Genomic DNA, 25,423 nt, shown 5'->3' with positions numbered 1-25,423 from the left:
GGGCGGCCCGGCGCCGGATCGCCGTTCAGAACAGATCCCCCTGCCCGCGCAGCGCCGCCGGCCGGAAGCGCGAGGTGTCCAGCGGCTCGCGCTCGCGGTTGAAACCCAGCCGGTCGCAGGTTTTCACAAAGCGCTGGCGGATCAGGTCGGCCCAGATGCCCTGGCCCTTCATGCGCGTGGCGAAGTCGGCGTCGTAGTCCTTGCCGCCGCGCAGGTCCTGCACCCGCGCCATCACGCGCTCGGCCCGGTCGGGGTAGTGCAGGTCCAGCCACTGGCGGAACATGGGCGAGAGCTCCCAGGGCAGGCGAAGCACCTGGTAGAACGCGCGCCTCGCGCCGGCCTCCCAGGCCGCTTCGAGCACGCGCTCCATGTCGTCGTTGAGGAACGGGATCTGCGGCGAGACGCTCACGCCGGTGGGCACGCCCGCCTCGGCCAGGGTGCGGATGGTGCGCAGCCGCCGGTGCGGCGCGGCGGCGCGCGGCTCCAGCACGCGGGCCAGCTTCGCATCCAGCGTGGTGACCGTCACGTACACGGCCGCCAGACCGGCCTGCCCCATGGGCGCCAGCAGGTCCAGATCGCGCTCCACCCCGCTGCCCTTGGTCACCATGCCCACCGGGTGCTGCGCTGCGCTCAGCACCTCCAGCACCGCGCGCGTGAGCCGCAGCTCGCGCTCCACCGGCTGGTAGGCGTCGGTCACCGTGCCCACCACCAGCAGGTCGGGCTGGTAGCGCGGGGCCAGCAGCTCGCGCCGCAGCAGCTCGGCGATGTTGCGCTTGGCGACGATCTTCGTTTCGAAATCGAGCCCCGGCGAGAGGTTGAGGTAGCTGTGCGTGGGCCGGGCGTAGCAGTAGACGCAGCCGTGTTCACAACCCCGGTAGGGGTTGAGGCCGAGCCGGAAGCCGATGTCGGGCGAGTCGTTGGTGGTGATCGCGCTGCGCGCCTCTTCGAACGTCACCTGGGTGGCCGGTGCCACAGCCTCCTCGCCCTCGGCCCGCTGCTCGTCCAGCGTGCCCCAGCCGTCGTCGAAGGCGGCGCGCTGATCGCGCTCGAAGCGGTGCGGCTGGCGGTGGGACACGCCGCGGCCTTTGAGGGCGTGCAGGGGAATGTGGACGTCGTTCATGGCGGTGCAGGGTCGGGATGGATACTGTACATAAATACAGTCATTTCGCAAGAGACAGGCGACGGTTTCCCGCGCTGCGGCGGCGGCCCACAATGGCCGGCAACCGCCAACACACACCGGGACACGCCATGGGCATGCGACAACTCTCCGGCCTGGACGCCACCTTCCTCTACCTGGAAACGCCGGAGATGCCGATGCACGTCGGCGCCATGCACCTGCTGGAGCTGCCGGCCGGCCACCGCGGGCGGTATGTGAACGACCTGCGGCGACACATCGCGGCCCGCCTGCCCGCCACGCCGGTGCTGCGCCGCCGGCTGTGGTGGATGCCGCTGAACATGGCCAACCCGGCCTGGGTGGATGCGGAACCCGACCTCAACGAACACATCGTCGAGATCCGGCTGCCCAGCGGCAGCGCCCGCCGCGCCGACGCGCGTACGCTGATGGAGGAACAGGTCTCGTTGCTGCACCCGGTCCTGCTGGACCGCCACCGGCCGCTGTGGAAGATGCACGTGATCGAAGGCCTTCCGCGCAGCGCCGCAGGGCGCAAGCAGGTGGGCCTCGTCACCCAGTTGCACCACGCGGCGGTCGACGGCCAGGCCGCGGTGGCGCTGGCCAATGTGCTGTTCGACCTGACGCCCGAGCCGCGCGACATCGAGATCCGCCCCTCCCGGCGCACCAGGACCTTCCGGCTCGACATGGTCGAGATGCTGCGCGGCGCGCTGAGCCACGAGGCGGTGCAGGTGGCGCGCATCGTGCGCGATCTGCCGGCCACGCTGGGCACCGTGGCCGGCACGGCGAAGAGCGCGCTCAGCGTGAAGAACCTGCTGGGCCAAGGCTCGGGCAACGTCACCCTGGCGCCCGCCACGCCGATGAACGCCACCGTCACGCCCGCGCGCGCCTTCGCCGCCGCCAGCGTGCCACTGGCCGACCTCAAGGCCCTGGCGCGCGTGCACGGTGCCACGCTCAACGACGGGGTGCTCATGCTCTGTTCGTCCGCGCTGCGCGCCTACCTGCAGCAACACGGCGCGCTGCCGCGCAAGAGCCTGGTGGCCGCGGTGCCGATCTCGCTGCGCGAGGCAGGCGACACCCGCGCCGACAACCAGGCCTCGATGAGCCTGGTCAGCCTGGGCACGCACCTGGCCGACCCGGCCAAGCGGCTGGCGCACATCCGCGCCGCCACCGGGGCGATGAAGTCGACCATGGGCCGCATGAAGAGCATCCTGCCCACCGACTTTCCGTCCATCGGCGTGCCCTGGCTGATCGAGGCCGCGGCCTCGCTCTACGGCAAGGCCAAAGCCGCCGAGCGCCTGCCGCAGGTGGCGAACGTGGTCATCTCCAACGTGCCCGGCCCGCAGGTGCCCCTGTACCTGGCCGGCGCCCGCGTGCGCTCGAACCACCCGACCAGCATCGTGGTGCACGGTCTGGCGCTCAACATCACGGTGCAGAGCTTCGATGCCGCGATGGACTTCGGGCTGATGGCCGACGCCGCAGCGCTGCCGGATGTGCGGGCGCTGGCGCAGGCGGTGGACGCGGCGCTGGACGAGCTGCGGGCCCTGCCGGTGCCCGCAGCGCCCGCCGCGGTGAAGCCCGGCCCCGTGTCCCGCAAGCGACCCGCCTCTAGGGCCGCCGCACCAAAGAAAAAGCCGCGCGCTGGCTAACATGGCCCGATGCCCATTTCGACGCCGCCCGGCGTCTGCGCACGCATGAGTTCCACCCGCCACCGCCGCCAGCCCGCGCCTCCCGACCCGACGGACCCGGACGCCGAGCTGCACACCGTGCCGCCCGGCCTCTGGCTGATGATGCTGGAGGCCCGCGCCCCCTGGGAGGCGATGGCGCTGGCCGCCGTCTCCCCCTGGCTCTCCCGCATGCCCTCGGGCGACGGCCACGCCGTGCTGGTGTTCCCCGGCCTGGGCGCCAACGACATGAGCACGCTGGCGCTGCGCCGTTTCCTCAGGCAGCACCGCTACACCGCCTACGGCTGGGAGCAGGGCTTCAACCTCGGCCCACGCGACGGCGTGCTCGAACGCTGCCGTGCGCGCATCGAGGCGCTGCACAAGAAACACCGGGGCAAGATCAGCCTGATCGGCTGGAGCCTGGGCGGCATCTACGCGCGCGAGATGGCCAAGGAGCTGCCCGATCTTGTGCGCTGCGTGATCACGCTGGGCACGCCCTTCACCGGCCACCCGAAGGCCACCAACGCCTGGCGCTTCTACCAGCTGGTCAGCGGCCAGCACCCGCACGACGAGGAACTGCTGGCCCAGGTGCGCAGGCCACCGCCGGTGCCCACCACCTCCATCTACAGCAAGACCGACGGCGTGGTGGCCTGGCAGTGCAGCATCAACCCCATGCGCCACGCCCACACCGAAAACATCGAGGTGCACGCCAGCCACATCGGCATGGGCATGAACCCGATGGCGATGTACGCCATCGCCGACCGCCTGCGCCAGGACCCTGACCACTGGCGGCGCTTCGACGTGCGGGGCGCGCGGCGCTGGTTCTTCAAGGTGGCGCACCAGCCTGAAGCGCTGACCCGTTGGTACTGAGCATGAAGGTCGAAGCCAACGGCGTCCGGATCGAGGTCGACGACCAGGGCCCCGCCGATGGCCCGGTGGTGCTGCTCATCATGGGCCTGGGCATGCAGCTGATCGCGTGGCCGCAGACCATGGTGCAGATGCTGGTGCGGCAAGGCTTTCGCGTGGTCCGCTTCGACAACCGCGACATCGGCCTGAGCCAGGGCTTCGACGCCGCCGGGGTGCCCAACATGGCGCTGGCCGGGCTGCGCCACGCGATGCACCTGCCGGTGCACAGCCCCTACTCGCTGGCCGACATGGCGCGCGACGCGCTGGGCGTGCTCGACGCCCTCGACATCGAACAGGCCCACGTCTGCGGCGCGTCGATGGGCGGCATGATCGCCCAGCACCTGGCGGCCATGGCACCCGAGCGCGTCGCCAGCCTCACGCTGATGATGACCACCAGCGGCTCGCGCCGCCTGCCCCAGCCCTCGTGGCGGGTGCGGCGCGCGCTGATGTCGCGGCCCATGAAGCCGGGCGCCGACGCCGCCGTGGACTGGATCATCCAGGTGCTGCACCTCATCGGCAGCCCCGCCTATCCGAGCGATCCCCAGGCCCTGCGGGCGCGGGCGCTGGAATCGGTGCAGCGCGCCTGGCACCCGTCGGGCTCGGCCCGGCAGCTGCTGGCGGTGGTGGCCGACGGCGACCGCTCGGCCCTGCTGCCCCACATCCAGGCACCCACTCTGGTGATCCACGGCGTGGACGACCCACTCGTGCCCGTGGCCTGCGGCGAGGACCTGGCGCAGCGCATCGCCGACGCCCGGGCCGATTTCATCCCCGGCATGGGCCACGACCTGCCCGAGGAACTGCTGCCGCGATTCGCCCAGGGCATTGTGGACAACGCCCGCCGCTGAGCAGGCAAACGCCACCCCGGCCACAATGGCGGGATGACCCTCAACCCCGTTTCCCTGCCCACCGACGCCATCGTCAGCGTGCGTGGCGTGAGCAAGACCTACGACGGCGGCTTCCAGGCGCTGAAGAACGTCACGCTCGACATCCGCCGCGGCGAGATCTTCGCCCTGCTCGGCCCCAACGGCGCCGGCAAGACCACCCTCATCAGCACCATCTGCGGCATGAGCAATGCCACCGAAGGGACCATCACGGCCGACGGCTTCGACACCGTGCGCGACTACCGCCAGGCGCGCGCCACCATCGGCCTGGTGCCGCAGGAGCTGCACACCGACGCCTTCGAAACCGTCTGGGCCACGGTCAGCTTCAGCCGCGGCCTGTTCGGCAAGGCGCCCAACCCGGCGCTGATCGAGCAGATCCTCAGAGACCTCTCGCTCTGGGACAAGAAGGACAACAAGATCATGACGCTCTCGGGCGGCATGAAGCGGCGCGTGCTGATCGCCAAGGCGCTGTCGCACGAACCCAAGATCCTGTTCCTGGACGAACCGAGTGCGGGCGTGGACGTGGAACTGCGGCACGACATGTGGCGCCTGGTTCGACAGCTGCGCGAAGCCGGCACCACCATCATCCTGACCACCCACTACATCGAGGAAGCCGAGGACATGGCCGACCGCATCGGCGTGATCCGCAAGGGCGAGCTGATCGTGGTGGAAGACAAGAATGTGCTGATGCGCCAGCTCGGGCGCAAGGAACTGGCGCTGTCGCTGCCGCACCCGCTGACCGCTGTGCCCGAGGCGCTGGCGCACTGGCCGCTGCAGCTCTCGGCCGACGGCCTGACGCTGACCTACGGCTTCGACACCCAGAAGGACGACACCGGCATCGCCGAGCTGCTGGCCGCGCTGGCCACGCAGGGCATCGCCTACAAGGACCTGCGCACCAGCGAAAGCTCGCTCGAAGACATCTTCGTCAGCCTCGTCCACGAACAGAAAGCGGAGGCCTGAACATGAACCAGAGCGCAGCGCAGGGCCGCCCCAAGCAAGCTCGCGCCCCCTCGGGGGGCAGCGCCGTACACGAAGTGACCAGCGTGGGGGCTCCATGACCTTGAACATCCATGCCGTGCGCGCCATCTACATGTTCGAGATGAACCGCGCCTTCCGCACCTGGGCGCAGAGCATCATCGCGCCGGTGCTCACCACCTCGCTGTACTTCATCGTCTTCGGCACGGCCATCGGCTCGCGCATGGGCGACATCGGCGGCGTGGACTACGGCGCCTACATCATCCCCGGCCTGCTCATGCTCTCGCTGCTGTCCGAGAGCATTTCCAATGCGTCCTTCGGCATCTACATGCCCAAGTGGTCGGGCACCATCTACGAACTGCTGAGCGCGCCGGTGAACTGGGTCGAGGTGCTGCTGGGGTACGTGGGCGCGGCCGCCAGCAAGAGCCTGCTGCTGGGCACGCTGATCCTGCTCACCGCGCGCTTCTTCGTGCCCTACCACATCGCCCACCCGGTGTGGATGGTCGGCTTCCTGCTGCTGACGGTGGTGTCGTTCTGCCTGTTCGGCTTCATCATCGGCCTGTGGGCCGACAGCTTCCAGAAGCTGCAGGTGATCCCGCTGCTGGTGATCACGCCGCTCACGTTCCTGGGTGGCGCGTTCTACAGCATCAACATGCTGCCCGAACCCTGGCAGACCGTCTCGCTGTTCAACCCGGTGGTCTACCTCATCAGCGGCCTGCGCTGGGCCTTCTACGGCCAGGCCGACGTGCACATCGCCGTCAGCACCGGCATGACACTGGTCTTCATGGCCGCCTGCCTGACCGTGGTCTGGTGGGTGTTCAAGACCGGCCGGCGCATCCGGCGCTGAGCCACGCCACAGGAGCACGCCCATGACCCTGCGCATCGTCCGGCTCGGCACCGAGCGGCACCCCGACGAAGGCACCCGCATCGGCACGGTGCGCCGCCCGCCGCGCGGCGTGCCCAAGGCGGACTTCGCCAGCGGCAACTGGTATGACGTGTGGTTCCCGGTGCTCGCCCCCAGCGCCGAGACCATGAAGCTGGGCCAGGCCGCCGAAACCCCGGCGCAGTGGGCCGTCTTCGTGCGCCAGTACCGCAAGGAAATGGCAGCCGCCGAGGCCGAACACAGCCTGAACCTGCTGGCCAGCCTCTCGCATACCTCGAACCTGTCGGTCGGCTGCTACTGCGAGCACGAGTCGCACTGCCACCGCTCGGTGCTGCGCGAGCTGCTGGCAGCGCGGGGAGCCGATCTGGCCTGAACCTTGGGCACCCCAAAGAAAAAAGCCCCGGGGCTTCGGCCTCGGGGCTTTTTTTTTGCAGGACCCGGCGCGGGGCCGGATCAACCAATCTGCAGGGCTCAGTAGCCGCCGCGGCCGTAGCCGCCGCCACCCGAGCGGTTGCCACCGCCGTAGCCGCCGCCACCCGAGCGGTCACCACCGCCGAAGCCGCCGGTGCGGGGCGGGCGGGCTTCCATCGGACGGGCTTCGTTCACGGTGACGCTGCGGCCACCCAGGGACTGGCCGTTCATGCCGTTGATGGCGGCTTGCGCCTCGGCATCGCTGCCCATTTCGACAAAGCCGAAGCCCTTGGAGCGGCCGGTGTCGCGCTCCATCATGACCTTGGCGCTGCTGACAGAGCCGAATTCGCTGAAGGCCTGTTGCAGGTCTTCGTCGCGCACGGAATACGGCAGGTTGCCGACGTAAAGTTTGTTGCCCATGGAGGACTCCTAAGAAAGCAGATACACAAAAAGCGATGGGGTCCCGAAAGCACAACAAACCCGAAAGTGCACCGTGGCACGCGAAACTGACCGATCACTTGGATTGCACGGGCCGAATGCCCGCGCAGGCGGGATTATGCGCCCGGAATGTCCTGGGCGCTTTTTTCGTCGACAACCGTGGTGAGAATCAGCAGGCCGCCGGGGTCTTCGTTCAGCTCGCTGCACACCATCACATCGACAGAATGACCGTCGGCATGGCGCCACCAGGCCTGCTGCCACCCGGTGTGGCCTTTCTCGAACAGCACCCGGCGGTGCTCTTGCCACTGCTGCGCGTCCGCCCAGAAGGTCTCCGCGCGCAGCCCCTCCACCTGGGCGCCCGGGTATCCGAAACAGCGCTCGAACGCGGGGTTGACCTCCACCACCGCCTGTGTATTGGCCGCCTGCACCACCAGGGCCGTGGGGTTGAGCTGGAAGATGCGTCGGAAGCGGCGCAGGGAACGGTCGCGCTCGTGCTCCAGCCGCAAGCGGTCCTCCATCTGGCTCCGCCGTCGCCGGTAGACCTCGTCGGTCGCCTGGCGTGTCTGAGACAGCTGCAACCCGATCAGCAGCAGGATGGCGCTGCCCGTGAGCCAGTAGCGCAGGTCGGCCCCCATGCTCGCCGGCGGCAGGTGCCCGCTCGTCTCGGCCCAGGTCAGCCCCCCCAGAATGGCCATGCTGGCCACCGTGGTGGCCAGCAGCGCACGCAGGCTCAGGTAGGTGCCAGCCATGACCACCGCACCCTGGAATGCGAACCCCGACGCCGCCCGCACCGAGCCGAAGCTGTACACCGACCAGGCCGCCACCATCAGAATGCCCGTCACCACCAGCGGACTCTCCCAGCGGCGCCGATGCGATCTCAGCAGCAGGTAGGACAGCAGTGCCACCCCTGCCATCGACCAGGATATGTGCGCCAGGGACTCATCGGGTGGCGCCAGCAGGTGGTCCGCCAAAGCCATGCCCGCCAGCAGCAGCGCCACGCACAACTGCACCCAGCGCAGGCTGCGGTTGTGGTGCCGATGCTGGCTGCGTTCGATCTCGGAAGGATCTTCGAGCGGCAGGGAGTCAAGCACCCTGGCCTCCTTCCAGCGGTGCATAGACCGTCGGCATCGCGCTGGTCGTGTGACCGGGCACACGCAACACCGTGATGCGAAGGCCGTCGTCCGCATCGTCGTCCCGCTCGCTGCAGATCTGCAGAGGAACCTGCTGCCCGTTGCGCCCGACGCCGGTGATGCTGTGCCAACCCGTGCGCCGGTGGGCCCGGCGGTCCTGCGAGAAGGCTGCATAGGCTTCGTCGTGCAGCCAGAGGAACCCGTCGCGCCGGCTCAGCACCTCCTGGCGCGTGTAGCCCAGCGCGCGCTCGAACGCGAGGTTCACATCCAGGATGGCGCCGTTGCGCATGGACTGCACGAAGATCGGCGTGGGGCTCGTCCGGAACAGGCGCGAGAAGCGGCCCTGCCCCAGGTCGCGGTCCAGCTGGGCCCGCAGGCGCTGCGTGGCCTCCTGAAGATGCAGCTCCTGCGCCAGACGCACCTGCGTGCGGTTGAGGAACATCATCGCGGCCACGCCCACCAGGCTCGCGCTCTGCGACAGCCAGTTGCGCCAGCTCACGGCGAAGCGCGGCTGCCCGGCCAGCAGACCGGCGGCGTCGGCCCAGGTCAGCAGACCGAGCAGCGCCACCGCCGCAGCCGTGGTCCAGAGCAGCCCACGCCGGCTCAGGAAGATGCCCGCTGCGACCAGCCCCATCAGGATCAGCACGATGTTGATCGTGCGCACCGAACCGAAGAACCAGGTCGACGCCGCCGCCATCCCGAACAGGAAGACCACCAGCAGCCAGGCCACGCTGTTGTAGCGGCGGACCTTCAGCAGCACCCAGGCCAGAGCCCCCATGACCGCCAGCACCAGCGTCATCATGCTGTCGGCCGTGACCGGCATCCCGATGAACCGGTCCACCGCAAACAGCACCATGCCCAGCACCGACGTCATCCATGACAGGCGCATGGCAATCTCCGCGCGCGCAGCCACGATGGACGGCGGTTCGGGCCAGACGGCGGTGGGGTCGGGACGGCTCAAGAGATTCAGAAATTGGAACAAGGCGCGCATTCTGACGCAGAGCGGATCCTGGCCACGTTCATCGGCGAGGCTTCTCGAAGCCCGACACCACCCAGGCCTCGGCGCTGGCCATGTTCAGCCGGAAGGTCGGCGGCACCGGGACGCAGGCCAGTTCCTCACCATATTCGTCGGTCGCGCGCAGCGTGGCGGTCGCCCCCTCTTCGTCGGGCACGATGGCCAGCGCCACGCGCAGGCGTCGCCCGTCCACCGTCACATTCACGCTCTTGTTCAGCTCCGCGTGGCGCTGCTGCTCGGATCGTCGTATGAACTCGCTGGCCGTCTTCACCAGCGTGTTGAACGCGTTCACGTCCAGCGGCTTGGGGTTCTTCTTGTCGCGCCCCATGGTCCAGGGGCCGACCAGCGCGGGCTCGGCCTGCCCTTCGAGGAACATGGCCACGGCCCATCCATCGTCGTCTTCGTTCTTGATCACACGCGCCGTCCAGCGCTCGTCGCTCCACACGCGGTCTTCGTGGATGGGGTCCTGGGTGTCTTCGGTCATGGGGGGCGATGGTAATGGCCGCGTGGGTTCGCCCGGTTTGCGCTGTAATGCCGGGCCATGGACACGCTCCCGCTGCTCTACACCTACCGCCGCTGTCCCTACGCGATGCGCGCGCGCATGGCCCTGCTGCAGGCCGGCGTGGCATTCGACGCGTTCGAGATCGTTCTGCGCGACAAACCGGCCGAGCTGATGACCCTTTCGCCCAAAGGCACGGTGCCGGTTCTGCGGCTGCACGATGGCAGCGTGCTGGAACAGAGCCTGGACATCATGCGCTGGGCCTTCGCCACCAACGGCGATGACGACGGTTGGTGGGCACGCGCGCAGAGCGACGAAAACCTCGCGCTGCTGGCCGCCTGCGATGGCCCTTTCAAACAGCACCTGGACCGCACCAAGTACCCCGAGCGTTTCGGCGAGGGCGCCGACGCCAAGGCACTGCACCACGCGCAGGCGGTGGAGGGGCTTCTCAAGCCGCTGGACAGGCAACTGCAACGTGCCGGGCAGCTGGGAGGAGCCACTCCGTGCGCCACCGACATCGCGATCTTTCCGTTCGTGCGGCAGTTCGCGGCGGTGGAACCGGCCTGGTTTGAGGCGCTGGCCCTGCCTGCGCTGCAGGGCTGGCTGGGTGGGTGGTTGTCTGACGGACTGTTCACCCGCGCCATGTGCAAGCTGGAGGCGAACCGGGTGGTGGCCTTTCCGGCATGAGCGCATACGCACAGCACAACCCTGCGTCACATCTTCTGCCGCCTTGCCTTCACGGCCTTGCCCGCTGCAGGCTGTCTGAGTACCCCATGCGCCTGCTCCAGCCAGAGCAGGGTCTCGGTGTGGGTCAGGAAGCGGCGCAGGTAGTGCGGCGAGAGCTCGCCCATGCGGGCCAGGGTCTCCAGCATCAGGCGCTGGGGATTGAGCGGGCCGGCGTTGGGCGGGGCGCGGTCCAGCGCACGCTGCACCTGCACCTCGGCGCCGATGCGCTCCCAGGTTTCGCGAAAGCGCTGCGCGCTGCGCAGTTCGGGCCAGGGGCCACCGCCGCCGGCCACCCCGTCGCGCGCGGCGGCCGACGCGCGCTCGATGTGGGCATTGAGCTCGGCCAGGGGCGATGGGCGCGCGGTGGCAGGCTTCATGGTCAGGGTCGGGTGGCCTGTGTGCCCGCGTCGCCCGCGGCGGCGCTGGCGCGCGGCACGGGCGCCATTTCCACCCGGCGGTTGAGCGCCCGGCCCTGTTCGTCGGCGTTGCTGGCCACGGGCTGTTCGGCGCCGAAGGCGGCGGCGAACACGCGCGAGCGCGGCATGCCGCTGGTGATCAGCGCCCGCGTGACCGTGAGCGCACGCTGGGCCGAGAGTTCGAGGTTGTCCTCGTAGCGCTGGCTGGGGCCCTTGACCACGGTCTTGTTGTCGGTGAAGCCGCTGACCATGAGCATTTCGTCGCGCTCGCCCAGGTAGACCTGCAGCGGCGGCACCAGGGCCTTGAGCAGCTGTTCGCCTTCGGGGCGCAGCTGGTCGGAATTGAAGTCGAACAGCACGCTGCCGCTGATGCCGATGCGGCCGTTGTTGAGCGTGACACGGCCGCTGGCCAGCGGCACGGCCAATGCCTTTTCCAGCGCCATGCGGCGGGCTTCTTCCTGCTGGCGCTTGGCGATCTCGCTCTGCAGGCTGTTGACCAGATCGACCTGGGTGAGCAGCACCCCGATGAAGACCAGCACGAAGGCTCCGACCAGACCGGCCATGAGATCGCCGAACACCGCCCAGGCGGGCGCGGTGATCTCGGCACTGTCGTCGCCGTCGACCTGCAGGTCTTCCGATGCGTCGTGGAAGGCGCTCACGCCGCGACCCCTGCGCTGGCCTTGGCAACCGGCCCTCGCAACCGGCGCAGGTCTTCGATGATGCCCTGCTGGGCACTGATCGACAGGTCGATCACCTCGCGCGCCTGCGCCACGTAGTAGGCGAGCTGCTCGTCGCTGCGCGCCAGCGACTGGCCAATGGCGTTCTCGACCTTCTGCAGGTTCTGCACCAGCTGCTCGTGGCTGGCGGCCAGCTGCTGCGTGCCCTGCTGGAAGGCCTCGCCCAGGCTGGCCAGCTGGGCCGCGCTGGTGGCGGCCTGTTCGGCCATGGCCTCGGCGCGGCCGGCCTGCGCGCCCACGGTGTCGGCGAACTGCTGGCCCACGCGGTCGAGCACGCCGGTGGCCGATCCGACCAGGTGTTCGATGGCGGCGCGCTGCTCGCCCGTGGTCTGCTGCACCTGCTGCAGCAGGGTGCCGATCTGGCCGACCAGTTCGGCGCGTTCGCCCAGCGTGGCGTTGTCGCGCTCGGCCAGGCGGCTCATCTGCTCGCGCAGCTGGCCGATCACCTCGGCCGCGGCCTTCGGCGCTTCGGACGCGGTCTGCATCAGGCGGGCCATGGGCGCTTCCAGCGCCGTGCCCAGCGTGGCGAGCTGGGTGGCCAGCGCGGCCTGCAGATCGGCCAGGCGCTGCACGGCGGCATCGCCGCGCGCGGCCTCTTCGTCGCGCAAGGTCTGCAGCTGCCGCGCGAGGGCGCTGAAGGCCTGGCCCTGCTGTTCGGACCGGGCCTGCTGGCGCTGCAGCTCGGCCTCGTGCAGGGCGGCCAGTTCGTTGCGCCACAGCGCGGCCAGCTCGTCCATGCGCTGCGCGTGCTGCTGGGTCCACGCGGCTTCGCTGGCGGTGCGCGCGTCCACCAGGGCCTCGGTCTGCGCGATGAGGCGGGCCACGCCGTCCAGGCTGCGGTCGGTCTGTTCGCTGCTGTGTTGCGTGAGGCGGGTGGCGGTGTCCTGCAGCGCCTGCAGCACGGTGCGCTGCTGCGCAAGCGTCTGTTCGCCGGCCTGCTGCCACTGGCTGCGCAGGTCCTGCGCCATGCGCTCCAGCGCGGCGGTGAGCGCGGCCTGCTGCTGCTGCTCGGCCTGGGCGCGCAGGGTCTGGGCCTCGGTCTGCGCGGCCTGCACGCTGGCCAGCAGCTGGCCGGCGCGCTGGTCGAAGCCACTGTTGAAGGCGGTGAGCGACTCACCCAGGCCTTGCAGCAGCTGCTGGCTGCCCTGTTCGTGCCGGTTCAGCGCACGGGCCCAGGTGTCGGCCACGGTGGCGGTGGTGGCGCTGAAGCGGGCCGACAGGCCTTCGAGCTGGGCCTGCACCGCGGCGTTCACGCCCTCGTGCAGGCGGCTGGATTCGGCGGCGATGCCGGCCATGGCCTGCTGCACCACGGGCTGCAGGCTGTCGGTGGCGGCGCGGGCGCTGGCGGCCAGGCTCTCGCGCAGCGACTGTTCCACCGACTTCGCCAGCCCGGTGTAGGCCGCAGCGGCTTCGCGCTGGAACTCGGCCTGGCGGGCCAGCAGGGCCTCGTCCAGCTGCTGGCTACGGCGCTCGACCTGCTCGATGAGCGTCTGCAGGTGCTGCGCGGCCGCGGGCAAGGCCTCGGCCTGGCGCTGCAGGGCCTCAAAACTCTGCTGGCGCTGGTGCGCGGCCGAGAAGGGGCGCAGCGTGGTGGCGGCCAGTGCGTCCAGCGTGCGCAGGGCCTGGGCGCGCTCGCGCCGCGCCAGCGTGGCCATGAGGCCGAGCATGGCCGAGGTGGCGACACCCGCCACCGAGGTGCCGAAGGACAGGCCCAAGCCCTTGATGGGCGCGGCCAGCGCGGCGCGGATGGCGTTCAGGTCGGCCGAGCCTTCGAGCGCGAACACGGCGCCCTTGAAGGTGACCACCATGCCCAGGAAGGTGCCCAGCATGCCGAGCATGACCAGCAGGCCGATCAGGTAGGGCGTGAGCGCCAGGCCGGGGAAGGCGCTGCGCTCGCCTTCGATGCGCTGGCGCACCGCGTGGCGCAGCGGCGCGGGCACGCTGGGCAGCCAGTCGGCCAGCTGGGCCAGCGGTTGCGGCACGCCGGCCATGGCGGCGCGGAAGCCGGCGGTGGTCTGGCCGAAGCGGCGCAGCTCCCAGGCGCCGCCCAGGTAGACGGCGCCGATCAGCAGCGTCATGCCCAGCGCGAAGGCGCTGGTACCAACGAAGCCGCTGGCCACCCAGGCGACGGCGGCCAGGCCCACGAGGAAGGCCGAAAACGACAGGGCGCGGTAAGGACGGGAGGTGGAGGTTTCAGTGCTCATGGGCAAGGGCTTCGATCAGGCCGGTCACGGGCTGCAGGCGCAGGTCGAGTTCGGCGAGCAGGGTCTGCTCGAACTCGGCCGCGAAGGTCTGCAGCCAGCGCAGGTCGTCGGGGGTGTCGGGAGCGTCGGGTTCGCGGGCCTGGGCCGCTTCGCGGCGCAGCGCCGCAAAACGCGCCTTCAGAAAGGCCGGCAGGGTGGACAGCAGGCGCTGCTCGCGCCCACCGAAGAAGCCGTCCATCACGGCGTCGGTGGCGGCCAGCTGGGCCATGGCCGGCGTGGACTGCGCCAGCTGCTGGCGCACGTGTTCGCGCAGCGCGTCGATGCTCATCTCCATGCGGCGCTGCTGATCGCCCAGCCGCTGGTGGTACAGCGCGAACTCGGTGTCGAGGTCGTTCGGATCGGGCTTGTGGGCCGGCGCGGTGGTGATGGAGCGGGCCAGCACGGCGCGCACCCGGTCGAGCTCGGCGCTCAGTGCGGCGTGCAGGGCCGCCGGCCCGGTGCGCGGCGGGCGACGGGCGGCGGCCGTGCCGGCCGCCTCGATTGCCGACTGTGCGGCGTGCAGCTGGATGGTTTCGGCCACATGAAGCCAGCCACCCAGGCGCTCGGCCACGTCCTGCCGCGGCGCGTCGGGCGACGCGCCCGCAGGCAGCGCACGCGCGAGCTGGCGCGCCAGGGCAGAAGGAGCAACGTGGTGGAAGGAACTGCGCAAAACGGGTCCGCAGCGCCCCGGAGGGCGCCGGTGGTGAATCGATTCTGAAGGGGGTGTTCCCGGCCCGCGAGGGGCCGGGTGCGGCGCCGGCGGGTCGCCAGCGGCAGGGCGTAATTAGAAACGATCCGGCGGCCGGGTTTGTAACCGCCGCCCGGCCCCTCCCTCAGGCCGTGATTTCGATCCGCGTGCCGTCGGGCATGGCCAGCACCGCTTCATAGAAGCCGTCGCCCGTGGTGCGTGGGCCGGAGACGAGACAGCCCGCGTGGCGGCAGCGCGCCGCCAGGGCATTCACCGCCTCGGCGCTGCCCAGCGAAAGGGCCAGGTGGTCCCAGCCCGGGCGCTCGGCGTCGGGCACGGCCTCGATCCAGGGGCCGGTCATGAGCTCGATCTGCACGCCGCCGGGCAGCGCGGCGAAGCGGGAGACAAAGCCGGGCCGGCGCTGGCTGCGGTAGGACTCGTCGACGGTGGCGCCGAAATAGGTCTGCCAGAACGTGGCGGCGGCGTCGAGGTCGCGCGTCCAGAGGGCGATGTGGGCCAGTTTCATGGAGAGCCTTTCAGGCGGGGCGCGCCACCACGCGGTGGGCCAACAGGGGCAGCAGGGCGAGCAGGGCCGCCAGCAGGGCGAAGGCGATGGGCAGGCCCACCAGATGCGACACGAAGCCGATGGCGGCGGGGCCGAGCAGCACGCCGGCATAGCCGGTGGTCGAGATGGCCGCGATCGCCAGCCCCGGGGCCATCACGGTCTGCGCACCGGCGCGCCGGAAGAGCACCGGCACCAGGTTGGAAGCGCCCAGGCCGATGCAGAAGAAGCCCGCCATCGCCAGACCCGCCGACCCTGCCAGCAGCACCAGCACAAAGCCACCCACCGCCAGCAGACCGCCAACCGTCAGCACCACCCGGTCGCCCAGGCGGGCGCACAGCGCGTCGCCGCCGAAGCGCCCTGCGGTCATGGCCACCGAAAACACCATGAAGCCCAGGCCCCCTTGCGCCGCGGCCAGCAGGCCGCCTTCGGTCAGCAGCAGCGCGCTCCAGTCGAGCACCGCGCCTTCGACGAGAAAGCACACACCCGCCAGCAGCGCCAGCAGCAGCACCGGCCCGCGCGGCCAGGCCAGCACCGGGGCTTCGGCGGCGGGCGTGGTGCGCAGCAGCCGCGGCGCCACCAGTCCCATCGTGGCCAGCATGAGCGCAGAGCCCAGCAGCGTGCCTGCCAGCGGCGACCAGCCCGCCGACAGCAGCGCGGCCATGGCCGCCGCACCCAGCAGGCCGCCCACGCTGAACAGCGCATGAAAGCCGGACATCAGCGGCCGGCCCGCGCCGCGTTCGACCGCCAGCGCGTGCACGTTCATCGCCACGTCCAGCGAGCCGAGCGCCGCGCCGAACACCATCAGGGCCAGGCCGAGCGTCAGCGGCGCGTCCGCCAGCGCGAGCAGCGGCAGCAGCAGGGCCACGCCCAGGCCGCCTGCGATCACCACCGGCCGGCTGCCGTGGCGCGCACTGAACCAGCCGGCCCAGAGCATTGCCACCACCGAACCGATGCCCAGGCACAGCAGCAAGGCACCCAGCACGCCATCGCCCACGCCCAGGCGCTGCTTGGCGAACGGCACCAGCGGCGCCCAGCAGGCCAGCCCGAATCCGGCGACGAGAAAGGCCAGGCGCGTGGCCAGGCGGGTGGCGGGTCGGTCGGCACCCGCCGTCAACACAGCTGTGGTCATGAATGCATCACTCCGGCCGGTCCGCTTTGAGGACCTGCGTGCCCTGCTTCGCCAACGCCTTCAGGAAGGCGAAGTCGGCGTCGTGTTCGACCACGAAATGATCGATCTCGCGGGTGGGGGTGACGCGGTGCGGCAGCAGCAGGCCGAGCTTGTCGTTGGTGGCCATCGCCACGCAGCGCTGGCTGGCGGCGCGCAGCGCGCGCTTGAAGGCGGCGTCGGCAGCATCCACCGTGCAGATGCCCGTGTCCACCAGCACGCCGCAGGTGCCCAGAAAGCAGCGCTGGATGTTCATCTGCCCCACGGCCAGCACGGCGGTGGCGTCGATGCAGCCGCCCACCAGCGGGTCGACCGCGCCGCCCACCATGATCAGGTGCACGTCCTGGCGGCGCAGCAGCGCGGCGGCGATATCCACCGAATTGGTGGCCACGGTGAGCGCGTACTCGGACGGCAGGCACTGCGCCAGCGCGAGATTGGTGCTGCTGCTGTCCAGGAACAGGAATTCGCCAGGTTCGATGATGGCCACCGCCGCCCGGGCCAGCGCGGCCTTGCGCTCGCGCCGCTCGTCCATGCGCACCGCCATCGGGGTGGCGCCAGGCAGCGGCGGCAGCGCGCCGCCATAGACGCGGCGACACAGACCTTCGCCAGCGAGGGCGCGCAGGTCGCGGCGGATCGCGTCTTCCGAGACCTGGAATTCGTCCGCCAGCGTGGCGGCCACCACGGACTGGCCCTGGGCCAGCCGTGCGGCAATCTGGTCGCGGCGGGCCAGGGGGATGTCCGTGTTCATGCGCGCATCATATCGTGCACAAACAAGAATCACAACATGCACGAACGTGCACGATCAACCTACGACCGGGTTATGAGCAGCGCGCGGAAGTCGTTGACATTGGTGTGCGTGGGGCCGGTGAACACCAGGTCGCCCAGGGGTTCGAAGAAGCCGACCGCGTCGTTGCGCGCCAGGTGGTCGGCCAGCTTCAGGCCCCGGGCCGAGGCGCGCGCCAGCGTGTCGGGCGCGACCAGGGCGCCCGCGTTATCCTCCACGCCGTCGATGCCGTCGGTGTCGGCCGCCAGCGCCCACACGTTCGCATGCCCGTTCAGCGCCTGCGCCAGGCCCATGCAGAACTCCCCTGCCCGCCCGCCCCGCCCTTTGGGCTGGCCTTCGGCGCGCGGGCGCACCGTCACCGTGGTCTCGCCGCCGCTGAGGATGACACAAGGCGCCTCGAAGCTGCTGCGGCCGAGCGTGGCGGAGCGCGCCAGCGCCGCATGCACCTTGCCGACCTCGCGCGACTCGCCCTCGATCTCGTCGCTCAGCACGTAGGCGCGCAGGCCGAGCGCGCGCGCGGCGTCGGCCGCCGCGTCCAGGCTCTGCTGCGGCGTGGCAATCAGGTTCGTGGTGCAGCGCGCCAGCCGCGGGTCGCCCGGCTTGGGGGTTTCGAGCGCGCCAGCTTCCAGTTGCTGCTGCACCACCGCAGGGACTTCGATGCCATAGCGCCGCAGGATGTCCAGCGCGTCGGCGCAGGTGGTCGCGTCCGCCACGGTGGGGCCGCTGGCGATCACGCTCACGTCGTCGCCCGGCACGTCGCTGATGGTCAGCGTCACAACCCTTGCGGGCGCGCAGGCCGCCGCCAGGCGCCCGCCCTTGATGCGCGAGAGGTGCTTGCGCACGGTGTTCATTTCGCCGATGTGCGCGCCGCTCTCCAGCAGCTGGCGGTTGATGCGCTGCTTGTCTGCCAGCGTCAGGCCGTCGCACGGCAGCGTCAGCAGCGCCGAACCGCCGCCCGAGATGAGGCACAGCACCAGATCGTCTTCGGTCAGCCCTTGCGTCAGCGCCAGGATGCGCTGCGCAGCGTCGAGGCCGGCGGCGTCGGGCACCGGGTGCGCCGCCTCGACGACCTCGATGCGCTGTGCGAGCTCTTCCGGTCGCGGCGGCGTGTGGCCGTAACGCGTGACCACCAGACCCGACAGCGGTGCGTCCGCAGGCCACAGGGCTTCGACCGCGTGCGCCATCGCCCCACCCGCCTTGCCGGCGCCCAGCACCAGCGTGCGGCCCTTGGGCGGCGCCGGCAGGTGCGCCGCGGTGTTGAGCAACGGCAGCGCGCGCTGCACCGCCACGTCGTACAGGTGGCGCAGCAGGGCGCGCGGGTTTTCAAGGGTGGGCTGGGTCATGGTCGCCGCAGTCTAGCGGTGCATCAGGCGGCGGGTTCTGGGGCGATCTCGTGGTTTGCCATGAGTTCGAGCGAACGGCACAAGGCGGAGTGGTCGAGACCAGCGAGGCCGTGCGCCGCGCAGCTCTGCATCAGCTGCGCCGCGCTGGCGGTGTTCGGCAGGCTCACGCCCAGTTCCCTCGCGCCCTGCAGCGCGAGGTTGAGGTCCTTCTGGTGCAGCTCGATGCGAAAGCCCGGGTTGAAGGTCCGTTTGACCATGCGCTCGCCATGCACTTCCAGGATGCGGCTGGCCGCGAACCCGCCCATCAGGGCCTGACGCACCTTGGCCGGGTCGGCGCCAGCCTTGCTGGCGAACAGCAGGGCCTCGGCCACCGCCTCGATGTTGAGCGCCACGATGATCTGGTTGGCCACCTTGGTGGTCTGGCCGTCGCCGTTGCCGCCCACCAGCGTGATGTTCTTGCCCATGGCCTCGAACAGCGGCTTCACGCGTTCAAACGCCGCCTCCGGCCCGCCGACCATGATGGTCAGGCTGCCGGCCTTGGCGCCCACCTCGCCACCGCTGACCGGCGCGTCCAGGTAGTCGCAGCCCAGCGCGTTGATCTGCTGCGCGAACTGCTTGGTCGCCATCGGGCTGATGGAGCTCATGTCCACCACGGTCTTGCCAGCGCCAAGCCCCTTGGACACGCCGGTCTCGCCGAACAGCACGTCCTGCACATGGGGCGTGTCCGGCACCATGGTGATGATCACGTCGGCCCGCCTGGCCACCTCGGTGGCGTTGGTGCAGACCGTCGCGCCCGCCTCCGCCAGTTCGGCCGGGATCTTGCTGCGGCTGGACACGAACAGCATGTGCCCGGCCTTGATGAGGTTCAGCGCCATGGGCGTGCCCATGATGCCCAGGCCGATGAAGCCGACCTTGGTGCCGCTCTTGGTCATGTGGTGTCTCCTATCGGGTTCTGTTCAGAGTGTTTGACCGTGGGCGGCGATCCAGCCCAGACCGCGGTCCGTGCCGCCGGGCGTGCCGTCCTTCGGCTTGTATTCACAGCCGATCCAGCCGCTGTAGCCCAGCGCGTCGATGTGGTCGAAGACGTTGCGGTGGTGGATCTCGCCGGTGCCGGGTTCATGCCGGCCGGGTGTGTCGGCCAGCTGCATGTGGGCGATGCGCGGCAGCAGCTCTCGGATGGTGTTGCAGAGCTCGCCCTCCATGCGCTGTGCGTGGTAGATGTCGTACTGCAGGAAGACGTTGTCCGCACCCACTTCGTCCATCAGCGCGATGGCCTGGCGGGGGCGGTTGACGAAGTAGCCCGGCATGTCGAAGCTGTTGATGGGTTCGATCAGCAGCGGCAGCCCAAGCTTCTTCGCCTCGGCGGCCGCGTAACGCACGTTGGCCACCCAGGTGGCGCGCGCCTGCGCCTCGCTCACGCCCGCGGGCACCAGACCGGCCATGCAGTGCCAGCGCTGCACGCCGATCACCGGCGCGTACTCGGCGGCCTTGGCCACGCCGGCGCGGAACTCGTCTTCACGGCCCGGAATGCAGGCCAGGCCGCGCTCGCCCGCCGCCCAGTCGCCCGGCGGCAGGTTGTGCAACACCAGCTGCAGGCCGTTGCGCCGCAGGCGCTCGGCGATGTCTTCGGCCTTGAAGTCATAAGGGAACAGGAACTCCACGGCCTTGAAACCGGCCTTCGCCGCCGCGTCGAAGCGGTCGAGGAAGGGCAGCTCGTTCCAGAGCATGGAAAGGTTGGCGGCGAATTGCGGCATGTCGTATTCCATTGTTGTTGTGTTCAGTCCAGCAGGCCCGCAGTTTCGAGACCCTGCGCGGCGCGGCAGTCGATGTCCTCGAACTCGACCACCTTGTCGATCTCGGTGCCCATGGCGATGTTGGTGATCCGTTCCAGTATGCATTCCACGACGACAGGCAGGCGGTGCTCGGCAGCCAGTTGCTGCGCCTGGCGCAGCGCGCCTTGCAGTTGCTCCGGGTCGGTCACGCGCAGGGCCTTGCAGCCCAGGCCTTCGACCACGGCCACGTGGTCCACGCCATAGCCCCGCAGATCGCCCGCGGCATCGGGCACGTTCTGGTTCTCGAAGGCCAGCTGCACGCAGTAGTCCATGTCGAAGCCGCGCTGGCTCTGGCGGATCAGACCCAGGTAGCTGTTGTTGACCAGCACGTGCACATAGGGCAGGCGGAACTGCGCGCCCACGGCCAGCTCCTCGATCAGGAACTGGAAGTCGTAGTCGCCCGAGAGGGCCACCACCTGCTTCGTCGGGTCGGCCGCCACCACGCCCAGCGCGGCCGGCAGCGTCCAGCCCAGCGGGCCGGCCTGGCCGCAATTGATCCACTGGCGCGGACCGTAGACGTGCAGGAACTGCGCCGCCGCAATCTGGGACAGGCCGATGGTGCTGACGTACACCGTGTCGCGGCCGAAGACCTGATTCATCTCCTCGTACACGCGGTGCGGCTTCATGGGGATCTGCTCGAAATGCGTCTTGCGCAGCATCACGCGCTTGCGTTCGGCGCAGCGCTCGGCCCAGTCGGTATAGCTCGGCCAGGCCTTGGCGGCGACGCGCTCGCGCGCCACCTGCACGAACAGCTCCAGCGCGGCCTTCGCATCGCTCACGATGCCGAAGTCGGGTTCGAACACGCGGCCGATCTGCGTCGGCTCGATGTCCACGTGCACGAACTTGCGCCCGCGGGTGTAGGTCTCGACGCTGCCGGTGTGGCGGTTGGCCCAGCGGTTGCCGATGCCCAGAACGAAGTCGCTGGCGAGCATGGTCGCGTTGCCATAGCGGTGGCTGGTCTGCAGGCCCACCATGCCGGCCATCAGCGGGTGGTCGTCGGGGATGCTGCCCCAGCCCATGAGCGTGGGGACCACCGGCACACCGGTGAGTTCGGCGAACTGCACCAGCAGGTCCGCCGCATCCGCATTGAGGATGCCGCCGCCGGCCACGATCAGGGGCTTCTCGGACGCGGCCAGCATGTCCAGCGCCTTCTGAACCTGCTTGCGCGTGGCGGCGGGCTTGTAGACCGGCAGCGGCTCGTAGGTGTCGATGTCGAACTCGATCTCGGCCATCTGCACGTCGAACGGCAAGTCGATCAGCACCGGGCCCGGGCGGCCCGAGCGCATCAGGTGGAAGGCCTGCTGGAACACGCGCGGTACCAGGGCCGGCTCGCGCACCGTCACCGCCCACTTGGTCACGGGCTTGGCGATGCTCTCGATGTCCACCGCCTGGAAGTCTTCCTTGTAGAGGCGTGCGCGCGGCGCCTGGCCGGTGATGCAGAGAATCGGTATCGAATCGGCGCTGGCCGAGTACAGGCCGGTGATCATGTCGGTGCCGGCCGGACCGCTGGTGCCGATGCAGACGCCAATGTTGCCGGCCCTGGCGCGGGTGTAACCCTCGGCCATGTGCGAGGCGGCCTCCACGTGGCGCGCCAGCACATGGGCGATGCTGCCGCGTTCGCGCAGGGCCGCATACAGCGGATTGATGGCCGCGCCGGGTACGCCGAAGGCCTGGGCAATGCCCTCCTTCTCCATCACCAGCACCGCCGCCATCGCGGCCTTCATCTTCGCCATGTCTGTCTCCAGTGGTTTGTGGACTGGGACCGATGCTATGGAGGCCATACGGTCTTGTGAATGCCACTGGCGGTCAGTTGATTCGATACTTGCGGTATGCAATCGCGCCGATAACATGCCCCCATGGACCGTTACAAGGAAATCGAAGCCTTCGTGCAGGTGATGGAGCACGGCAGCCTGGCCGCCGCTGCGCTGCACGCCGGCATCACCCCGGTGATGATGGGCCGGCGCATCGACGCGCTGGAGAAGCGCCTGGGCACGCAGCTGATGCACCGCTCCACCCGGCGCCTGGTGCTGACCGACGCGGGCGCGCGCTTTCTGGACGAATGCCGGCCGCTGCTGGCGCAGTGGGCACAGGCCGAGGCCAGCGTGGCGGCGCAGAAGCACCAGGCCAGTGGCCACCTGATCGTCTCGGCCCCTGCGGCCTTCGGGCGCCTGCACGTGGCGCCGCACGCCAGCGCCTTCCTCAAGGCCAACCCCGAGGTCAAGCTCTCGTTCAACCTGACCGACCGGGTGGTGGACCTGGTGCGCGAGGGCTACGACATGGGCATCCGCATCGGCGGCGCCATCGACCCGAATTTCGTCGCCATCAAGCTGGCCACCAACCAGCGCGTGGTCTGTGGCACGCCGGCCTATTTCCGCAAACACGGCAAGCCGCAGACGCTGGACGATCTGGCCCAGCACAACTGCCTGGCCTTCAACCTGCAGGGCGGCCAGCAGCGCGGCTGGTACTTCCAGCAGGACGGCAAGACCGTGACGGTGCGCGCCGAGGGCAACCTGGACTGTAACGACGGCGAGCTGCTGCACCGCTGGGTCAGCGAGGGCCTGGGCCTGGGCTGGCGCAGCACCTGGGAAATCCAGGCGCAGCTGCAGCGCGGCGAACTGGTGACCGTGCTCGACGAGTTCGCCCTGCCCGCCTACGACATCCTGGCCGTGTACCCGCAGCAGCGCCACCTGCCGGCCAAGGTGCGGTTTTTCATCGAGCACCTCAAGAAGACCTACGCCAAACCCCACTACTGGTTGAAGTGACATGAACTCCCTGCTGATCCACAACGCCGCCTGCATCGCCACCTTCGACCACGCCGACCCGTCGAAAGGGCGCGAACTCAAGGACGCTTCGCTGTTCGTGCGCGACAACGTCATCGAGTGGATCGGCCCCACCGCCGAGCTGCCGCGCGCGCTGCGCGAATCGGCCGGCGAGGTGATCGACGCGCATGGCCACCTGGTCACGCCCGGGCTGGTGAACACACACCACCACATGTACCAGTCGCTCACGCGCGCCATCCCCGGCGTGCAGGACGCGGAGCTGTTCTCCTGGCTGCGCGGGCTCTACCCGATCTGGGCCGGCCTCACGCCGGAGATGGTGCAGGTCTCGACCCAGGTCGCGATGGCCGAGCTGCTGATGAGCGGCTGCACCACCAGCAGCGACCACCTCTACATCTACCCCAACGGGGTGCGGCTGGAAGACAGCATCGAAGCCGCGCAGACCATCGGCATGCGCTTCGTCGCCACGCGCGGCAGCATGAGCGTGGGCCAGTCGCAGGGCGGCCTGCCACCGGACCGGGTGGTGGAACAGGAAGACGCGATCCTGAAAGACAGCCAGCGCCTGATCGAGACCTGGCACCGCGCCGACCACGGCGCCATGGTGCAGGTGGCGCTCGCGCCGTGTTCACCGTTCTCGGTCAGCCCCGCACTTATGCAGCAGAGCGCCGAACTCGCGCGAAGCTTCAAAGGCCAGGGCGTGCGCCTGCACACCCACCTGGCCGAGAACGACCACGACATCGCCTACAGCCGCGAGAAGTTCCACATGACGCCCGCGCAGTACGCGCAGGAACTGGGCTGGCTGGGCGAGGACGTCTGGCACGCGCACTGCGTCAAGCTCGACGACGAGGGCATCTCGCTGTTCGCCGCCAGCCGCACCGGCGTGGCGCACTGCCCCTGCAGCAACATGCGCCTGGCCAGCGGCATCGCGCCCGTCCGCCGCATGCTGGACGCCGGGGTGCCGGTGGGCCTGGGCGTGGACGGCAGCGCCAGCAACGACGGCGCGCACATGGTGAACGAGGCGCGGCAGGCGCTGCTGCTGGCGCGCGTGGGCCGCGCGCTCTCAGCCCCCGAGACCCGCGGCGGCAAGACCTTCTTCGGCTGCGACCTCGGCCCGGCCGAGATGACCGCGCGCGACGTGCTGCACATCGCCACCCGCGGTGGCGCGCAGGTGCTGGGCCGCCAAGACATCGGCCACCTGGCACCGGGCATGTGCGCCGACCTGGCGCTGTTCGATCTGCGCAGCCTGGGCTTTGCCGGCGGTGCGGTGCACGACCCGCTGGCGAGCCTGCTGCTGTGTGCCAGCCCGCAGGCGGCCTACACGGTGGTCAACGGTCGGGTGGTGGTGCGGGAAGGCCGGCTCGTCACCGCGGACCTTGGCCCACTCGTGGAACGGCACAACCGCCTGGCCATCGAACTGGCGAACGCGGCACGCTGAGCGCCGCCGCGCTCAGTGCCAGGGCGCGAGCAGCACCGATAGCCAGCCGTTGAGGTCGCGGATCTCCCGCGGGCAGACCTCGTGCCCCATCGGGTAGTCGTGCCAGGCGATGTCGTAGCCCAGGCGCAGCAGCTTGTCGCGCGAGGACTCGGCGCGCTGCGGCAGCACCACCGGGTCCTGCCGGCCGTGCGCCATGAAGATCGGCACGTCGCGGTTGGCGGGGCTGGCCTCGGCCTCGGTCGCAATCGACAGCGGCAGGTAACCCGAGAGCACCACCAGGCCGGCCAGCCGCTGGGGCGCCCGCAGGCCCGCCATCAGCGTCATCACCGCGCCCTGAGAAAAGCCCAGCAGCACCACGCGGCCGGGTGGCACGCCGCGCGCCGCCTCGCGGTCGATCAGCGCCTGCACCACCTCGCAGGAGGCGCGCAGGCCCTCCTCGTCCTGCGTCGACACCGCACCGGTTTCGGCCGCCACCGGGCGCGGGTCGTACCAGGCGCGCATGGGCTGACCGGGTTCACCGTCGCCGAGGCTTACGGTGCGCAGCGGGGCGTTGGGAAACACGAACCGCACCGGCCCGGCGGACGACAGGTCCAGCTCGGTCACCAGCGGCGCAAAGTCCTGCCCGTCGGCGCCCAGTCCGTGCAGGACGATCAGGGTGGCGGAAGGCACCGCCGACGGGTCACCGCCGGTCACGGTTTCGCGCAGCTGGATCTTCCGACGGGTGCTCATGGCATCAGCATAGCGCCAGCCATGGCGTTGCCACAGGTCGCAGGCGCTCCGA

At 70.0% G+C, this 25,423-nt stretch carries 26 protein-coding genes; 9 read left to right on the top strand and 17 right to left on the bottom strand.

The window, feature by feature from the left end:
- Nucleotides 1–25: 25 nt before the first annotated feature.
- Nucleotides 26–1,120, bottom strand: coding sequence for a PA0069 family radical SAM protein (locus HPF_RS05535; RefSeq protein WP_133155985.1), 1,095 nt, complete (start codon nucleotides 1,118–1,120; stop codon nucleotides 26–28).
- Nucleotides 1,121–1,254: 134 nt separating this feature from the next.
- Here HPF_RS05535 and HPF_RS05530 point away from each other — a divergent pair, with 134 nt between their 5' ends.
- The 6 genes from HPF_RS05530 to HPF_RS05505 all read left to right on the top strand — a co-directional run bounded on the left by HPF_RS05530 (nucleotide 1,255) and on the right by HPF_RS05505 (nucleotide 6,811).
- Entirely contained in the window at nucleotides 1,255–2,778 is a 1,524-nt protein-coding gene (locus tag HPF_RS05530) for a wax ester/triacylglycerol synthase family O-acyltransferase (RefSeq protein ID WP_165961655.1), read from the top strand.
- A 9-nt stretch (nucleotides 2,779–2,787) separates the two neighbouring features.
- Nucleotides 2,788–3,663: an esterase/lipase family protein gene (locus tag HPF_RS05525; protein WP_243721686.1), complete on the top strand. Its 876-nt coding sequence runs from the start codon at nucleotides 2,788–2,790 to the stop codon at nucleotides 3,661–3,663.
- Nucleotides 3,664–3,665: 2 nt separating this feature from the next.
- Nucleotides 3,666–4,544 (top strand): alpha/beta fold hydrolase, encoded by an 879-nt coding sequence (locus HPF_RS05520; protein WP_066156206.1) that lies wholly within the window; start codon nucleotides 3,666–3,668, stop codon nucleotides 4,542–4,544.
- Nucleotides 4,545–4,577: 33 nt separating this feature from the next.
- The gene (locus tag HPF_RS05515) at nucleotides 4,578–5,540 is read left to right on the top strand and encodes an ABC transporter ATP-binding protein (RefSeq protein WP_133155983.1); all 963 of its coding nucleotides are present in this window, start codon (nucleotides 4,578–4,580) and stop codon (nucleotides 5,538–5,540) included.
- Between the two features lie 100 nt (nucleotides 5,541–5,640).
- Nucleotides 5,641–6,402, top strand: a complete 762-nt coding sequence (locus HPF_RS05510; RefSeq protein WP_066156624.1) for an ABC transporter permease — start codon at nucleotides 5,641–5,643, stop codon at nucleotides 6,400–6,402.
- Nucleotides 6,403–6,424: 22 nt separating this feature from the next.
- On the top strand, nucleotides 6,425–6,811 hold the full coding sequence (locus tag HPF_RS05505) for a DUF488 domain-containing protein (protein WP_066156198.1): 387 nt from the start codon (nucleotides 6,425–6,427) through the stop codon (nucleotides 6,809–6,811).
- A gap of 98 nt (nucleotides 6,812–6,909) precedes the next feature.
- Here HPF_RS05505 and HPF_RS05500 read toward each other — a convergent pair whose 3' ends face one another.
- The 4 genes from HPF_RS05500 to HPF_RS05485 form a co-directional block, all read right to left on the bottom strand.
- On the bottom strand, nucleotides 6,910–7,269 hold the full coding sequence (locus HPF_RS05500) for an RNA recognition motif domain-containing protein (RefSeq protein ID WP_066256720.1): 360 nt from the start codon (nucleotides 7,267–7,269) through the stop codon (nucleotides 6,910–6,912).
- A 134-nt stretch (nucleotides 7,270–7,403) separates the two neighbouring features.
- Nucleotides 7,404–8,378 carry a PAS domain-containing protein gene (locus HPF_RS05495; protein ID WP_066156192.1) on the bottom strand — a complete coding sequence of 325 codons (975 nt, stop codon included), beginning with the start codon at nucleotides 8,376–8,378 and terminating at the stop codon, nucleotides 7,404–7,406.
- Nucleotides 8,371–9,378, bottom strand: coding sequence for a PAS domain-containing protein (locus HPF_RS05490; protein WP_165961654.1), 1,008 nt, complete (start codon nucleotides 9,376–9,378; stop codon nucleotides 8,371–8,373). The genes HPF_RS05495 and HPF_RS05490 overlap by 8 nt, the downstream gene beginning before the upstream one ends.
- Nucleotides 9,379–9,436: 58 nt before the next feature.
- Complete coding sequence (locus HPF_RS05485; RefSeq protein ID WP_133155981.1) at nucleotides 9,437–9,916, bottom strand: hypothetical protein; 480 nt, start codon at nucleotides 9,914–9,916, stop codon at nucleotides 9,437–9,439.
- Nucleotides 9,917–9,973: 57 nt separating this feature from the next.
- Here HPF_RS05485 and HPF_RS05480 point away from each other — a divergent pair, with 57 nt between their 5' ends.
- Nucleotides 9,974–10,618 carry a glutathione S-transferase gene (locus tag HPF_RS05480; RefSeq protein WP_133155980.1) on the top strand — a complete coding sequence of 215 codons (645 nt, stop codon included), beginning with the start codon at nucleotides 9,974–9,976 and terminating at the stop codon, nucleotides 10,616–10,618.
- 26 nt (nucleotides 10,619–10,644) lie between these two features.
- Here the strand turns inward: HPF_RS05480 and HPF_RS05475 are convergent, their stop codons facing one another.
- The 11 genes from HPF_RS05475 to gcl all read right to left on the bottom strand — a co-directional run bounded on the left by HPF_RS05475 (nucleotide 10,645) and on the right by gcl (nucleotide 22,163).
- Complete coding sequence (locus tag HPF_RS05475; RefSeq protein ID WP_079364614.1) at nucleotides 10,645–11,034, bottom strand: DUF2894 domain-containing protein; 390 nt, start codon at nucleotides 11,032–11,034, stop codon at nucleotides 10,645–10,647.
- Between the two features lie 2 nt (nucleotides 11,035–11,036).
- Nucleotides 11,037–11,732 carry an OmpA family protein gene (locus tag HPF_RS05470; protein ID WP_243721685.1) on the bottom strand — a complete coding sequence of 232 codons (696 nt, stop codon included), beginning with the start codon at nucleotides 11,730–11,732 and terminating at the stop codon, nucleotides 11,037–11,039.
- On the bottom strand, nucleotides 11,729–14,014 hold the full coding sequence (locus tag HPF_RS05465) for a DUF802 domain-containing protein (RefSeq protein ID WP_133155979.1): 2,286 nt from the start codon (nucleotides 14,012–14,014) through the stop codon (nucleotides 11,729–11,731). The genes HPF_RS05470 and HPF_RS05465 overlap by 4 nt, the downstream gene beginning before the upstream one ends.
- On the bottom strand, nucleotides 14,004–14,723 hold the full coding sequence (locus HPF_RS05460) for a DUF3348 family protein (protein ID WP_165961653.1): 720 nt from the start codon (nucleotides 14,721–14,723) through the stop codon (nucleotides 14,004–14,006). Before HPF_RS05460 ends, HPF_RS05465 begins: the two co-directional genes overlap by 11 nt.
- Before the next feature lie 163 nt (nucleotides 14,724–14,886).
- The gene (locus HPF_RS05455; RefSeq protein WP_133155978.1) at nucleotides 14,887–15,267 is read right to left on the bottom strand and encodes a VOC family protein; all 381 of its coding nucleotides are present in this window, start codon (nucleotides 15,265–15,267) and stop codon (nucleotides 14,887–14,889) included.
- 10 nt (nucleotides 15,268–15,277) lie between these two features.
- The gene (locus HPF_RS05450) at nucleotides 15,278–16,435 is read right to left on the bottom strand and encodes an MFS transporter (protein WP_133155977.1); all 1,158 of its coding nucleotides are present in this window, start codon (nucleotides 16,433–16,435) and stop codon (nucleotides 15,278–15,280) included.
- 7 nt (nucleotides 16,436–16,442) lie between these two features.
- On the bottom strand, nucleotides 16,443–17,219 hold the full coding sequence (locus tag HPF_RS05445; RefSeq protein WP_066156162.1) for a DeoR/GlpR family DNA-binding transcription regulator: 777 nt from the start codon (nucleotides 17,217–17,219) through the stop codon (nucleotides 16,443–16,445).
- A 59-nt stretch (nucleotides 17,220–17,278) separates the two neighbouring features.
- The gene (locus HPF_RS05440) at nucleotides 17,279–18,598 is read right to left on the bottom strand and encodes a glycerate kinase type-2 family protein (RefSeq protein ID WP_133155976.1); all 1,320 of its coding nucleotides are present in this window, start codon (nucleotides 18,596–18,598) and stop codon (nucleotides 17,279–17,281) included.
- A 23-nt stretch (nucleotides 18,599–18,621) separates the two neighbouring features.
- Nucleotides 18,622–19,530 carry a 2-hydroxy-3-oxopropionate reductase gene (gene glxR, locus HPF_RS05435; RefSeq protein ID WP_133155975.1) on the bottom strand — a complete coding sequence of 303 codons (909 nt, stop codon included), beginning with the start codon at nucleotides 19,528–19,530 and terminating at the stop codon, nucleotides 18,622–18,624.
- Nucleotides 19,531–19,554: 24 nt separating this feature from the next.
- A complete protein-coding gene (hyi, locus tag HPF_RS05430; RefSeq protein WP_133155974.1) occupies nucleotides 19,555–20,352 on the bottom strand; it encodes a hydroxypyruvate isomerase in 798 nt (265 codons plus the stop codon).
- Between the two features lie 23 nt (nucleotides 20,353–20,375).
- Nucleotides 20,376–22,163, bottom strand: a complete 1,788-nt coding sequence (gene gcl / locus HPF_RS05425) for a glyoxylate carboligase (RefSeq protein WP_133155973.1) — start codon at nucleotides 22,161–22,163, stop codon at nucleotides 20,376–20,378.
- A gap of 123 nt (nucleotides 22,164–22,286) precedes the next feature.
- Here gcl and HPF_RS05420 point away from each other — a divergent pair, with 123 nt between their 5' ends.
- Nucleotides 22,287–23,192, top strand: coding sequence for a LysR family transcriptional regulator (locus HPF_RS05420; protein WP_133155972.1), 906 nt, complete (start codon nucleotides 22,287–22,289; stop codon nucleotides 23,190–23,192).
- 1 nt (nucleotide 23,193) lies between these two features.
- Nucleotides 23,194–24,642: an 8-oxoguanine deaminase gene (locus tag HPF_RS05415; protein WP_133155971.1), complete on the top strand. Its 1,449-nt coding sequence runs from the start codon at nucleotides 23,194–23,196 to the stop codon at nucleotides 24,640–24,642.
- 12 nt (nucleotides 24,643–24,654) lie between these two features.
- Here HPF_RS05415 and HPF_RS05410 read toward each other — a convergent pair whose 3' ends face one another.
- The gene (locus tag HPF_RS05410; protein WP_127803303.1) at nucleotides 24,655–25,371 is read right to left on the bottom strand and encodes an alpha/beta hydrolase; all 717 of its coding nucleotides are present in this window, start codon (nucleotides 25,369–25,371) and stop codon (nucleotides 24,655–24,657) included.
- Nucleotides 25,372–25,423: the final 52 nt, after the last annotated feature.

Source organism: Hydrogenophaga pseudoflava (assembly GCF_004353865.1).
GTDB classification, from domain to species: Bacteria; Pseudomonadota; Gammaproteobacteria; order Burkholderiales; family Burkholderiaceae_C; genus Hydrogenophaga; species Hydrogenophaga pseudoflava.
The sequence above is the reverse complement of the archived record's forward strand: the minus strand, read 5'-3'. Positions and strand labels throughout refer to the sequence as shown.